The 12,584-nt window shown below is 63.3% G+C and carries 11 protein-coding genes; 6 read left to right on the top strand and 5 right to left on the bottom strand.

The features are described 5' to 3' along the window. Window position 1 precedes the first annotated feature (1 nt). Complete coding sequence (locus Q0C17_RS05165) at window positions 2-1,345, bottom strand: VWA domain-containing protein (protein WP_291202365.1); 1,344 nt, start codon at window positions 1,343-1,345, stop codon at window positions 2-4. 15 nt (window positions 1,346-1,360) lie between these two features. Then, window positions 1,361-2,353, bottom strand: coding sequence for a MoxR family ATPase (locus tag Q0C17_RS05160; RefSeq protein WP_291202362.1), 993 nt, complete (start codon window positions 2,351-2,353; stop codon window positions 1,361-1,363). 77 nt (window positions 2,354-2,430) lie between these two features. Between Q0C17_RS05160 and Q0C17_RS05155 the strand changes: the two genes are divergently transcribed. From Q0C17_RS05155 to Q0C17_RS05130, 6 genes are all read left to right on the top strand, one after another. Next, window positions 2,431-4,599, top strand: coding sequence for a primosomal protein N' (locus tag Q0C17_RS05155; RefSeq protein WP_291202360.1), 2,169 nt, complete (start codon window positions 2,431-2,433; stop codon window positions 4,597-4,599). Window positions 4,600-4,663: 64 nt separating this feature from the next. After that, window positions 4,664-5,353, top strand: a complete 690-nt coding sequence (gene atpH / locus Q0C17_RS05150) for an ATP synthase F1 subunit delta (RefSeq protein ID WP_291202357.1) — start codon at window positions 4,664-4,666, stop codon at window positions 5,351-5,353. 4 nt (window positions 5,354-5,357) lie between these two features. After that, window positions 5,358-6,893, top strand: coding sequence for a F0F1 ATP synthase subunit alpha (gene atpA / locus Q0C17_RS05145; RefSeq protein ID WP_291202354.1), 1,536 nt, complete (start codon window positions 5,358-5,360; stop codon window positions 6,891-6,893). Window positions 6,894-6,936: 43 nt separating this feature from the next. Beyond that, window positions 6,937-7,815, top strand: coding sequence for a F0F1 ATP synthase subunit gamma (locus Q0C17_RS05140; RefSeq protein WP_291202351.1), 879 nt, complete (start codon window positions 6,937-6,939; stop codon window positions 7,813-7,815). Window positions 7,816-7,861: 46 nt separating this feature from the next. Further along, the gene (gene atpD / locus Q0C17_RS05135) at window positions 7,862-9,283 is read left to right on the top strand and encodes a F0F1 ATP synthase subunit beta (RefSeq protein WP_366914767.1); all 1,422 of its coding nucleotides are present in this window, start codon (window positions 7,862-7,864) and stop codon (window positions 9,281-9,283) included. Between the two features lie 26 nt (window positions 9,284-9,309). Continuing rightward, a complete protein-coding gene (locus Q0C17_RS05130; protein ID WP_291202343.1) occupies window positions 9,310-9,717 on the top strand; it encodes a F0F1 ATP synthase subunit epsilon in 408 nt (135 codons plus the stop codon). Window positions 9,718-10,068: 351 nt separating this feature from the next. Here Q0C17_RS05130 and Q0C17_RS05125 read toward each other — a convergent pair whose 3' ends face one another. The 3 genes from Q0C17_RS05125 to Q0C17_RS05115 all read right to left on the bottom strand — a co-directional run bounded on the left by Q0C17_RS05125 (window position 10,069) and on the right by Q0C17_RS05115 (window position 12,573). Beyond that, window positions 10,069-10,857 carry a thioesterase family protein gene (locus tag Q0C17_RS05125; RefSeq protein ID WP_291202340.1) on the bottom strand — a complete coding sequence of 263 codons (789 nt, stop codon included), beginning with the start codon at window positions 10,855-10,857 and terminating at the stop codon, window positions 10,069-10,071. Window positions 10,858-10,989: 132 nt separating this feature from the next. Then, the gene (locus tag Q0C17_RS05120) at window positions 10,990-11,310 is read right to left on the bottom strand and encodes a 2Fe-2S iron-sulfur cluster-binding protein (protein ID WP_291202336.1); all 321 of its coding nucleotides are present in this window, start codon (window positions 11,308-11,310) and stop codon (window positions 10,990-10,992) included. 18 nt (window positions 11,311-11,328) lie between these two features. After that, the gene (locus Q0C17_RS05115) at window positions 11,329-12,573 is read right to left on the bottom strand and encodes an FAD-dependent oxidoreductase (RefSeq protein WP_291202333.1); all 1,245 of its coding nucleotides are present in this window, start codon (window positions 12,571-12,573) and stop codon (window positions 11,329-11,331) included. Window positions 12,574-12,584: the final 11 nt, after the last annotated feature.

Here is a 12,584-nt window from a genome sequence, read left to right as displayed (position 1 = left end):
TTCAGGAATAGGCGGTCAGCACTTCGTCGACCGCCTTTTCCAGGTCTTTCAGCGTCGCGACATGACTCATCTGTGCACAGAAGGGCTCATACCGCGGGATAACGCTGTCGCCGGTGCCCCACAGCGCGCGGCCTTCCGGGTTCAGCCAGATGATGCGCTTGGCCCGGCCGGCAAAATCACGAAACAGGTCAAGGCGCGGATCGCCATAGTTTGATCGCCCGTCGCCAAGGATGATGATCGTCGTGCGCCGGTCGATCTTGTTCTCGTGGTCCATCTTGAAGTCCGAGAAAGCCTGGCCATAGCTCGTCGAGCCGAGGCCGATCTCGCGCAGAATTTTCTTGATCGCCGCATCGAACTCCATCGTCTCCAGTATGTCGTCGACATTCTTGAGCCGGTACGAAAACGCATACGCGTGCAGGTCCGGAATCGCTTCCTTCATCGAATAGAGCAGCAACAGCAGGAAGCGCACATAAAGCGCGACCGAGCCTGACACGTCGCAGATCACGAGGATCTTGGGGCGGTCCTTTTTCTTCTGGCGCCAGATGACGTTGAACGGCACGCCGTCGACGCCGGCATTGGCGCGCATCGTTCGGCGCACGTCGAGGAGGCCCCGCTGCGTGCGCTTGCGGCGGCGGGAGTGCTTGACGGCCAGCCGCTTGGCGACTTTTGCGACCAGCTGCTTCATCCGAGCCATGTCGCCCGCCTCGATAGCCGAGAGGCGTTTCGTGGCGGCGACCTCATCGCGGAACTTTTCGGTCTCGGCAGCGCCGAATATCTGGAACGCCCGTTCGGCTCGCTCCCGCGCCGCCATCGTCAGCGTACGGCGCACGTCAATCAGGCGCTGGGCCTCCGCGTCTGCATCGGGCGTGCGCCCCTGCAGCGCCTCCAATAGCCGTGCCTGCAGCTGCTCGCCGCCCATCGCGCGCACCATCGACTGCGAGAAATACGCGACCTGCGTTGAGAAGCGGATATCGTTCAGCCCGGCCTGTTCCGCCGCCCGCTCGATGGCAGCGGCGAGGGCCTGTTCGTTGCCTTCCTGCGCCAGCTGCGACAGACGCTCGGCCGCGTCCTTCGGGTCTTCCTGGCTTTCCTGCGTCTCGGATTCTGCTGACTGCGATACAGAACCCGCCGGCGCAGAAGAGAAGTAGAGATCAAACAACCGGTCGTGGATCGACTTTTCCGACTCCGATTTCGCCAGCACGCAGGCCAGCGAATCTTTCATTAGGGCCCGGTCATCATAGCCGATCATCGCGACTGTGCGGGCCGCATCCAGCGCTTCACCTGTCGAGACGCGTACGTCGGCGGACCTCAGCGCACGGATGAAGTTGGAGATCTGCTTTTCCATCGCCGGGCAATGCCCTCAGCCCATGTCCGGATAGCCCGAGGCGAGCCGCCCGCGCGCATCCGGTCCGGTCGCCTCGCGCACCATCTTCGGAATGGCCGGCGCAATCGCCGCTATGTCCGTCTCGTGCTTCAGCAGCACGTTCAGCGTATCGCGCACGAAGTCCTCTTCCAGCGTGCTCGCATGCATCAGAAGCAGCGTGCGGGCCCAGTCCACGGTCTCGGCAATGGAGGGCCGCTTCTTGATGTCGGCCTCTCGGACCGATTGCACGAAGCGCACGAGCTGGTTCAGCAGCGCGTCCGAAATGCCGTCCACACGGGCGCGCACAATGCGCTGCTCGCGCTCATGGTCCGGGAAGCCGATATGCAGGTGCAGGCAGCGCCGTTTCAGCGCGTCGCCAAGCTCGCGCACGTTGTTCGACGTGAGGATCACCAGCGGCGGCACCTTTGCCTTGATCGTGCCGATCTCCGGCACGGTCACCTGATAGTCCGACAGCACTTCGAGGAGGAAAGCCTCGAACGCCTCGTCTGACTTGTCGATCTCGTCGATCAGCAGCACCGAGCCCTGGTCCTGCTGCATTGCATGGAGCAGGGGGCGGGCTTCAAGGAACTGCCGGGAGAAGAACAGGTCTTCAAACCCGGAAAGCTTCGCTAGCGAATCCTTCAGCGTTTCCGCCCCGCCGAGCAGCTCGTTCAGCTTCTCCTTCAGGATCTGCGTGTAGAGCAGCTGCTTGCCATACTTCCACTCATACAGCGCCTTGCCCTCATCAAGGCCCTCGTAACACTGCATGCGGATCAGCGGCAGATCCATCCATTTGGAAAGCGAAGCGGCAAGGTCAGTCTTGCCGACACCGGCCGGACCTTCGATCAGGATCGGCTTGCGCAGCCCGTGAGCGAGGAAAACCGCCGTGGAAATCTGCGAGGTGGAAATATAGCCCGACGTGCCGAGCCCTGCGGTAATTGCCTCGATCGAGGTCAGCGGCTCGTAGCCGGTCTTCTTGTCTTTAGCCATGCAGGGAGGGGTAGGGCGGGCTTGCCTGAGAGGCAAGGCGTGACGCCGCGAAAGGGCGGGGCTAGGAGGACAGGGTCATGCTGATCGCCCGGATTCTCTTCACACTGCCGCTGCCGGAGCCGTTTGATTATACGGTCCCTGATGGCATGGCGCTGGAGCCAGGCTCCTACGTGGCGGCGCCTGTGGGCCCGTATGACCGGCTTGGCATGGTTGTGGAGGTGCTGCCGGACCAGCCGGGTACGAACCGCAAGCTGAAGGCCGTGAGCGCTGTCTATGACGTGCCGCCGATGTCCGCGCCAATGCGGGAGTTCCTGACCTGGACGACGCGCTACACGGTGAGCCACCCGGGCACGATCCTGTCGATGGCGCTGCGCGCCCGGGAAGCCCTGCTGCCTTCGCCCGTCGAGCTTCGCTACCGGCTCGGCGGCCTGCCCGAGGGGCGTCTGACGACTGCGCGCGCCAAGGTGCTCGAACAGGCCGGCGCGCTGGGCCTCGCCTCGTCTTCTGAACTCGCTGCCGCAGCGGGTGTTACGTCCAGCGTCGTGAAGGGCCTGCTCGCCATGGGCGCGCTGGAAGAGGTCGAGGAACCGGTGGATCTGCCATTTCCCGTGCCGGATCCGGACCTGCCTGGCGCGGTGCTGACGGGTGAGCAGGCGTGCGCCGCAGAAGACCTGCGCGAGGGCCTCCGGAAGGGTGGCTTCTCGGCCTACCTGCTCGACGGGGTCACTGGCTCCGGCAAGACCGAAGTCTATTTCGAGGCCATTGCCGAAGTCCTCCGGTCGGATCCGGGAGCGCAGATCCTCGTCCTGCTGCCGGAGATCGCGCTGACGCAGGCTATCCTCTCCCGCTTCGAAGCGCGCTTCGGCGCCGCCCCGGCCCCCTGGCATTCGGGGCTTAACCCCAAGGAGCGCCGCCGGACCATGCGCGAGGTCCTGCATGGGCGTGCCCGCATTGTCATTGGCGCGCGCTCGGCGCTGTTCCTGCCATTCCGCAAGCTGAAGCTGATCATCGTCGATGAAGAGCATGATGGCAGCTACAAGCAGGAGGACGGCGTCACCTATCATGCCCGCGATCTCGCCGTTATGCGGGCGAAGCTGGAGGAAGGCGCGGTCGTGCTCGCTTCGGCCACCCCGGCGCTGGAGACGGTCGTCAACGCGGAGGCCGGCCGCTATGTTCGCCTTCGCCTCGCGGCCCGGCCCGGAACGGCGCGCCTGCCTGAGATCGAACTGATAGACCTGAAGCGCGCTCCGCCGGCCAAGGGTAAGTGGCTGTCGCCGCGGCTCGAACTGGCGCTCGGCGAGACTTTGGCCGCGGGGGAGCAGTCCCTCCTGTTTCTGAACCGGCGCGGGTATGCGCCGCTCGTCATCTGCAAAGCCTGCGGCGAGAAGCTGAAATCTCCCGGTACCGAGACCTGGCTGACTGAACACCGTTATTCCGGCCGCCTCGTCTGCCACCTCACCGGCTATTCGATCCCGAAACCGGCAGTCTGCCCGAAATGCGGCGCCGCTGATTCGCTGATGGGCGTCGGCCCGGGTGTCGAACGGGTGGCTGAGGAGGTCCGCCTGCTGCTGCCCGAGGCCCGGATCGAAATTTTCTCATCCGACACCGCGCAGGGCGGCGACGCCGTGCGGAGTATCATCGAACGGATGGCGGCTGGGGAGATCGACGTGCTCATCGGGACCCAGATCGTCGCCAAAGGGCACAATTTTCCAAATCTGACCCTTGTCGGGGTGGTTGATGCCGATAGCGGCCTGAAAGGCGGAGACCTGCGGGCAGGGGAGCGCACCTACCAGCTTCTGAGCCAAGTGGCCGGGCGGGCTGGCCGCGCGGAGCGGCCGGGCAAGGCCTATGTGCAGACCTACGACCCAGACAACCCTGCCATGCAGGCGCTGGCGGCCAATGACCGGGACGGTTACCTGCAGATCGAGCGGGAAGTCCGCGCCGAACTGGGGCTGCCCCCATTCGGACGGCTGGCCGCGATGATCCTGTCAGCCCCCTCGGCGGAACTGGTCGACAAGGCAGCTCTCGATTTCGCAGCGCTGGCGCCAAATTCCGAAGGAATTGAACTGTTTGGGCCTGCGCCGGCCCCGATAACGGTGCTCAGGGGACGCCACCGCAGGCGATTCCTTGTGAAGAGCCCCCGGAACATCGATCTTTCGGCCTACATGACGGCCTGGGTCGCCCGCCTCAAGCTGCCGTCGCAGGTGCGATTGTCAGTCGACATCGACCCGTATTCTTTCCTGTAAACACTGGGGATTCGGGGCAATTCCCCATCTTTGCCATTTCGCCGCAGCGTCTGGTACGGCGGCCATGTTGTCAGCGCAGTTTTCTGATGTTAAGCGCCGCACAATTGAGCGGGCGCGCACGGGTTGTGACGGCCTGCTCCTGACATTTCCCCGGGCAATTCCCGCCCTTCAACCGCGACGGATATCGACCTTGCCGGCATCGAGCGTGACGCAGACGAGTGAAGCAGCCCAGCGCTATGCGCGCGCGTTGTTCGAACTGGCGCAGGACAAAGGCGCCCTGGCCGTAGTTCACAAGGATTTCCGGGCCTTCGCGCAAAGCGTGCGCACCTCGAAAGACCTGACCACATTGCTCGATTCCCCGGCTTTCGGCCGTGATGCAAAAGTCAAAGCGCTCGGCGGGGTGGCAAAGAAGGCCGGCTATTCGCCTATTTTCAGCAAATTTCTTGGCGTGATGGCCACCAATGGCCGGGCGAAGGATATCCTGAGCGCCGAGTACGCCTTCGACCAGCTCTACGCCAACCAGCGCGGTATCAAGCGCGCGGTGGTGCGGACGGCGAAGGAAATGAGCGGCGCCGAGCGCGCCCGCATCGAATCGCTCCTGGCCAAGGTGGTCGGCGGCGAAGTGGAACTTTCCAGCGAGGTTGATCCCTCGCTGATCGGCGGCATCCAGCTGCGCATCGGCTCCAAGCTCGTTGACGCCAGTGTGGCCGCCAAACTCAATCGCATGAACACCGCCATGAAGGGAGCACAGTAGCTCGATGGATATTTCACCCGCAGAAATTTCGGGCATCCTGAAGTCGCAGATCGACAACTTCGGCGTCGACGCTGAAGTTTCCGATGTCGGCCAGGTTCTCTCGGTCGGCGACGGTATCGCCCGCGTTTACGGCCTCGACAGCGTCCAGGCTGGCGAGCTCGTCGAGTTCGAAGGCGGCCTCAAAGGCATGGCCCTCAACCTCGAGAACGACAACGTCGGCGTCGTGATCTTCGGCGATGACCGCGGCATCAAGGAAGGCGCGACCGTCAAGCGCGCCGGCGAGATCGTGGCTGCCCCGGTCGGCAAGGGCCTCCTCGGCCGCGTCGTCAACGCACTGGGCGAACCGATCGATGGCAAAGGCCCGCTGAAAGATATCGCCAGCCGTCAGCGTTCGGACGTGAAAGCTCCGGGCATCATCCCGCGCAAGTCGGTTCACGAGCCGATGATGACCGGCATCAAGGCCATCGACGGCATGATCCCGGTCGGCCGCGGCCAGCGCGAGCTGATCATCGGTGACCGTCAGACCGGCAAGACCGCAATCTGCATCGACACCATCCTGAACCAGAAGCCGACCAACGACGCTGCGAAGTCCGACAAGGACAAGCTGTTCTGCGTCTACGTCGCGATCGGGCAGAAGCGTTCGACCGTGGCCCAGGTCGTCAAGGTGCTCGAAGAGCGCGGCGCCCTCGACTACACGATCGTCGTGGCTGCAACCGCTTCCGAGCCGGCACCGCTTCAGTACCTCGCCCCGTTCACGGGTTGCACCATGGGTGAGTGGTTCCGTGACAACGGCATGCACGCCCTGATCATCTATGATGACCTGTCCAAGCAGGCCGTTGCCTACCGCCAGATGTCGCTGCTGCTGCGCCGTCCGCCGGGCCGCGAAGCCTATCCGGGCGACGTGTTCTACCTCCACTCGCGCCTCCTTGAGCGCGCTGCGAAGCTGAACTCGGACAACGGTTCGGGCTCGCTGACCGCTCTGCCGATCATCGAAACCCAGGCCAACGACGTGTCGGCGTACATCCCGACCAACGTGATCTCAATCACCGACGGCCAGATCTTCCTTGAAACCGACCTGTTCAACTCGGGTATCCGCCCGGCCGTGAACGTCGGCCTCTCGGTGTCGCGCGTGGGCTCTGCCGCCCAGACGAAAGCGATGAAGAAGGTTGCCGGCTCGATGAAGGGTGAACTCGCCCAGTACCGCGAGATGGCTGCCTTCGCGAAGTTCGGTTCCGACCTCGACGCCGCCACACAGCGCCTGCTGAACCGCGGCGCCCGCCTGACGGAACTGCTGAAACAGCCGCAATACTCGCCGCTGCTGATGGAAGAGCAGGTCTTCATCATCTACGCCGGTACGCGCGGCTACCTCGACAAGGTCGAGCTCAAGAGCGTCACACGCTACGAGAAGGAGCTGCTCGCTCATCTGCGTGGTTCGAAGAAAGATCTGCTCAACAAGCTGCGCGACAAGAAAGAACTGACCGAAGAGATCGAAGCCGAGATCAAGGCGACGCTCGAAGCGTTCACGTCGAAATTCGCCTGAGCCCAACTCCACCCGCGTCGCCTCCAAGGAATAAAGGCCCCTCATGCCCAGCCTGAAGGATCTGAAAAACCGGATCACCAGCGTGAAATCCACGCAGAAGATCACGAAGGCGATGCAGCTGGTTGCCGCTGCAAAGCTCAAGCGTGCGCAGGATGCGGCCACCGCAGCCCGTCCGTATGCTGAGCGTATGGCTGCCGTTCTGGCAAACCTTGCGGCGTCCGCTGGTGGCGGTGGTCCGAAACTGCTGGCCGGCACCGGCAAGAGTGATGTCCACCTGATCGTCGTGATGACGGCCGAGCGGGGCCTCGCCGGCGGCTTCAACTCTTATGTTGTGAAGCTCGCCCGCCAGAAGATCCAGGCGCTGCAAGCCGAAGGCAAGACCGTTAAGGTCCTGACAATCGGCAAGAAGGGCCGCGAACAGCTGTCGCGCGAGTATTCGAGCCTGCTGACTTCGCACGTGAACCTTGCGGACGTGAAAGGGAATGACTTCTCTGGCTCCGCCTTCACCGTGGGCCAGATGCTCACCACGAGCTACGAAGCCGGCGAGTTTGATGTTGCGACGCTGATCTACTCCCAGTTCAAGAACGTGCTGACGCAGGTGCCCACCGCGCAACAGCTGATCCCGGCGAGAGCGCCCGAAGGTGCGCCGAAGATCGACCTTGGCGGCGCCATCTACACCTATGAGCCGGATGAAGCCACGCTGCTCGAAGCGCTGCTGCCGCGCTACATCAACACGCAGATCATGTCCGCGATGCTGGAAAGCTCGGCCGGTGAGCAAGCCAGCCGGATGACCGCGATGGACAACGCGACACGCAATGCAAAGGACCTGATCAAGGCCCTGAACCTCAAATACAACCGGGCTCGCCAGGCACAGATTACCAAGGAGCTGATCGAAATCATCTCCGGTGCCGAAGCCCTCTAGACCTTAAACCACACGACTTCATCTCCCGAGGAGATTTCAGATGAGCATGCCCGCCAACGCTAAAGGCCGAGTTTCCCAGGTCATCGGCGCCGTTGTTGACGTCGAGTTCGAAGGCGAACTCCCCGCCATTCTCAACGCGCTTGAAAGCGAGAACAATGGAGCCCGCCTTGTGCTCGAAGTCGCGCAGCATCTCGGTGAGAACACCGTCCGCACCATCGCTATGGACTCGACCGAAGGTCTTGTCCGCGGCCAGGCGGTAGCCGATACCGGCAAACCGATCATGGTTCCGGTTGGTCCCGCCACGCTCGGCCGGATCATGAACGTCATCGGCGAGCCGATCGACGAGCGCGGCCCGGTGAGCCGGGAACTGCTGATGCCGATCCACGCCCCGGCGCCGGACTTCGTGGATCAGGCCACGGAATCGGAAGTGCTCGTCACGGGCATCAAGGTCATCGACCTGCTCTGCCCCTACGCCAAAGGGGGCAAGATCGGTCTGTTCGGCGGCGCCGGCGTGGGCAAGACGGTTCTGATCATGGAACTCGTGAACAACATCGCTAAACTGTTCGGCGGTTACTCGGTATTCGCCGGCGTCGGCGAGCGCACGCGCGAAGGCAATGACCTCTATCACGAGATGATCGAGTCGAACGTTATCAACCTCGAAGGCGAAAGCCGCATGTCGCTGGTCTATGGCCAGATGAACGAGCCGCCGGGCGCCCGCGCGCGCGTCGCTCTGACCGGTCTCGCTCAGGCCGAGTACTTCCGCGACGTTGAAGGCAAGGACGTGCTGTTCTTCGTGGATAACATCTTCCGCTTCACCCAGGCCGGTTCGGAAGTGTCCGCACTTCTCGGCCGTATCCCGTCCGCCGTGGGCTACCAGCCGACGCTGGCTACCGATATGGGCGCGCTGCAGGAACGCATCACCTCAACGAACAAAGGCTCTATCACCTCGGTGCAGGCAGTGTACGTGCCCGCAGACGACCTGACTGACCCGGCGCCCGCCACATCGTTCGCACACCTTGATGCGACGACCGTTCTCAACCGCTCGATCGCCGAAAAAGGCATCTATCCGGCTGTGGACCCGCTCGACTCCACCTCGCGCATCCTCGACCCGATGGTCGTCGGCGAAGATCACTACAACGTTGCGCGCGGCGTGCAGTCGATCCTGCAGAAGTACAAAGAGCTTCAGGACATCATCGCCATCCTCGGCATGGACGAGCTGTCGGAAGAGGACAAGATCACCGTGGCCCGCGCCCGGAAAGTGGAACGCTTCCTGTCGCAGCCGTTCGACGTGGCCCAGGTGTTCACCGGTTCGCCGGGCGTCCAGGTGAAACTCGATGACACGATCAAGGGCTTCAAAGGCCTGATCAGCGGCGAGTTCGACCACCTGCCTGAGCCGGCCTTCTATATGGTCGGCAACATCGACGAGGCGAAAGCCAAGGCTGCCAAGATGATGGCTGACGCTTCGTAAGCGCCTGTATCGAGGGATACTGACAGATGGCTGAAAAGCTGCACTTCTCTCTCGTTTCGCCCGCCCGGGAGCTTTTCTCGGGCGCTGTCGATCACGTGATCGCTCCGGGCACGGAAGGCGAGTTTGGTGTGTTGGCAAACCACGCGCCGTTCATGACCACGCTTAAGAACGGCGTTGTCCGTGTGCTCGACGGTGATGTCGTCAAGATGCGCATCTACGTGCGCGGCGGCTTCGCGGACGTGACGCCCGCCGGTCTGACCATCCTCGCCGAGGAAGCCCGCAACCTGACTGACGTGAAGGCTGACGAAGTTGACGCGGAGATCGAGGCGACCCGCCTGAAGCTGCTCGCCCTCGACAAGGACGATCCGAAGCAGATCGCCTTCGGCGAGCAGATCTCCTATCTCGAAGGCATCCGCGCCGCGCTCGCGAACTGATCGGCGGCCTCAACGCCCGCACAGGAAGCCGGACAGGGTGTCGCCCTTCCGGTTTTTTGTGCCTAGTGGTCCTGCGCATGGAAGCGCGGCTGCGTCCCGGGAACCTGGATTTGCCAGCAGGCGAGATCGTTCGGTCTGGTCTCTTGGTCACGACAGTCATGCCCGAATCCGGCCTATCCGGCGGCAGTTCCTTCTCCGTCTCGGCGCCTGGCTGCGCCCTGGCGGCGCAAGTGTCGGCAAACGGAAGGGCACGCGACCGCGGGCGCTGCAGAAGAAGCCTGCAGTGGAATCCGTTTGAGGCCTGCGGCTCTCAAAGGCAGCGGTGTGCTGCAACGGTTGCTCACGTCCGCCTCAGGCGAAGACGGCTATCGTCTGCCGGCCGATCATCACCGGGGCGCCCGCCTTGTTCCACATGGACATCGCCTGGCTCGAATAGCCGTTGCGCGAAGTCTGCGCGGTGTGGCGCGCGAGGAACCAACGGTCCTCGGTCGCGATGTTTTCGGTCAGGAATTCCGCCATCCAGGTCATCGAGCTGATACGGCCAGGCGCGGTAAACATCGCCATTGCGGCTGGCGGAGGAGCATCGGCGAGCGCGAGCAGCGCGATGGCATCGTCGCGCGTCGCCGGATCCTTGTGGCGCATCCAGAGAGAGATGTCCGCCTCGGAGGCGCCGCTCATCAGGGCGTTGCCGCCGGCAAACCGGATATCGAAGTTCTGCGCGAACGTTGGCCCCTGGCCCGAGCGATGGAGCGGGCGCTCGATCGCTTCAACGGCGGGAACATCCGGGGGCGGAAGATGTGCAAAGCCCAGCGTAGAGTCACGCGGTGCGCCGAACGTAATGATCGCTTCGGCCAGCACGCCGTCTTCTCCTGTCATGCGGACGGAGGTGAACACTGTGTTCTTTCCCTGGCGCAGCACTTCCGGCTTGCAGATGACGGTGCCGTTGACCGGGCCGACAAAGGCGATCTGAACGGCCCGCACCGGCAGGCCAGCGCCGAGATGGGTGGCCGCTTCAAGGCAAAGAGCTGCCGTCAGGCCGCCATAGGCCGTGCGGCCCTGCATCCAGTTTTCGGTAATGGTCGCGGCGCGCGTGTCGCCGCCAGCCGGCACCACGGAGGCGAGGAGTTCGGTGAAGTTCATGGCAGCTCTCCGGGAGGGGTCATCCAGCTTTACATGGTTCCGAAAAGGAACCCAAGACGTAACGCTGGGTCAAACGAAAGCGCCCCGGCTTTAGGGCCGGGGCGCGGGAAGAAATTACGCAGGCGCGTAGGATCAGTGCTGGCTTTCCGGGGTAGTGATGCGCAGACCGTCCAGTTCATCGGTGACCTTGATCTGGCAGGAGAGGCGTGAGTTCGGCTTCACGTTCTCCGCGAAGTCGAGCATCGACTTTTCCATTTCCTGCTGCTCACCGGCTTTCGCGAGGAAGGCCGGGTCAACGTAGACATGGCAGGTGGCGCACGCGCAGGCGCCGCCGCAGTCCGCGTCAATGCCGGGCACAGAATTGTTGACCGCGACTTCCATGACGGACATGCCGTTTTTCGCCTCGAGCGTGCGTTCGGTGCCGTCATGCGAGATAAAAGTGATCTTTGCCATGTGTTGTTTCCGTCTCCTTCAGGCGGCCGCTTGGGCGGCTATATCCTTCATTGGGGTTGATGTATCGCTAAGGCTGGCAGGTGCAAGCTTTGCCCCTGACATGATGAGCTTTTTCGAGGCCAGGAATTCCGGCGGGCTGTTTACCGAATCGACAGCGATCAGCGTGCCGTTCTTGAGGTAGAAGACCGCGAACTTGCGTGAAGCCGGATCGCCGCGGATGACGTGCGTGTCGTAGCCCTGGCTGAGGCCGGCGATCTGCAGCTTCAGATCATACTGGTCCGACCAGAACCACGGGCAGTCTTCCGCCGGGCGAGGTTGGCCGAGGATAGCGGCGGCAGCGAGCTTGCCCTGTTCGATGGCGTTGTGAACGCTCTCAAGGCGGCCGGACCGGCCATAGTGGACAAGCGGACGCGCGGCGCAGTCACCGGCGGCAAAGACGTGCGGATCGGAGGTGCGTGCGTCGCGGTCGACGAGAATGCCATTGGAGCAGGCAATGCCGGCGTCCCTTGCGAGTTCCTCGTTGGGCAGGATGCCGATGCCAGAAAGTACAATGTCGGCGGGCAGGCGTGTGCCGTCGCCAAGGATGGCGGCGGCAACCTTGCCCTGAGCGCCTTCGAGATGGGAGAGCGTAATGCCGGTAAGGATCTTCACGCCCTGGCGCGCATGCTCAGCGGCGTAGAATTCCGAGATGACGGGGCTGGTGACGCGGGCGAGGACGCGCGGCGCCATCTCGATGACCGTCACATCAAGGTCCATCTGGCGTGCAACCGCGGCCGCCTCGAGGCCGATATAGCCTGCGCCGATGATCACGATGCGGCGGCCGGCGATCATCTTCGGGCGCATGCGCTCGACATCGGCCAGCGTGCGCAGATCGTGGAGACCGTCGAGGTCCGCGCCGGGCACAGGAAGGGGCCGGGGGCGCGAGCCTGTGGCGAGGATCAGGTAATCATAGTCGACATGCCCGCCATGGCCGAGCTGGACCTGCTGTTTCGCCCGGTCGATGCGAGGCACGTGGGTGCCAAGCATGACTTCGATCTTCTGGTCTTCGTACCAGGCGCTGGGCTTGAAATAGAGGCGTTCTTCGTCGAACTCGCCCTTCATGTAGGCTTTTGATAGCGGCGGGCGTTGGTAGGGCAGGGACGGCTCGTCGCCGATGAGGGTGATGCGGCCCGTATATCCGCCCTGACGGAGAGACTGCACGGCCTGCGCGGCGGCCTGACCGGCGCCGACGATGACGATGCTTTTTGCCTCTCCTGCCGACATGTCGGCTCCCC

The organism is Hyphomonas sp. (assembly GCF_022844445.1).
GTDB lineage: Bacteria > Pseudomonadota > Alphaproteobacteria > Caulobacterales > Hyphomonadaceae > Hyphomonas.
Note: the sequence above shows the minus strand (reverse complement) of the source record. Positions and strands in the feature narration are given on the sequence as shown.